This window comes from Nocardioides sp. CPCC 206348, from assembly GCF_048654705.1.
GTDB lineage: Bacteria > Actinomycetota > Actinomycetes > Propionibacteriales > Nocardioidaceae > Nocardioides.
Map to the genome: position 1 here is coordinate 63193 of NZ_JBMCZA010000071.1, position 592 is coordinate 63784.

The 592-nt window shown below is 73.1% G+C and carries 1 protein-coding gene; it reads left to right on the plus strand.

Features of this window, described 5'->3' with window-relative positions; genetic code table 11:
• A partial coding sequence (locus tag ACOADB_RS03380) for an alpha/beta fold hydrolase (protein WP_378596519.1) occupies positions 1 to 532 on the plus strand: 532 nt, incomplete at its 5' end.
• Positions 533 to 592: the final 60 nt, after the last annotated feature.

A 592-nucleotide genomic window follows, 5' to 3' on the forward strand; every position in this document is an offset into this window, starting at 1 on the left:
CTCGGGCCTTGCCTGGCAGGTCGCGGGGGAGCGGCCGGAGCTGGTGCGGACGCTCACCGCGGTCTCGGTCCCGCATCCCGGAGCGTTCGCCAGGTCGATGCTGACCACCACCCAGCTCCCCAGGTGGTGGTACTCCGTCGTCTTCCAGCTGCCGGTCCTGCCCGAGCTGGTCCTGGGCAACCGCAAGGGGTTGCAGCGCGGCCTGGAGCAGGCGGGCCTGCCCGTCGCGGCGGCTCGACGCGACGCCGAGCGCCTCATGGACCGGCGGGTACGACGCGGGGGCGTCAACTGGTACCGCGCCCTACCGTTCACCACGCCCGGCCTGGGCTTCCCGAGGGTGGGAGCGCCGGTGCTCCAGGTCTGGGGCGACCGGGACCCGGTGATCCTGCGCCGCGGCTGCGAGGACTCCGAGCGTTACTGCTCGGGCGGGTTCGAGCTGGTGGTGCTGGAGGGCGTCGCGCACTTCATCCCCGAGGAGGCGCCCGACCGGCTGGCCGAGCTGATCGTGTCCCACGCCGGTTCGGTCTCCTGATCCGGGCTGGTTTCCTGGTTCGTCCGGCGACGCCGGTCCCACCACCCCCAGGCGACCATC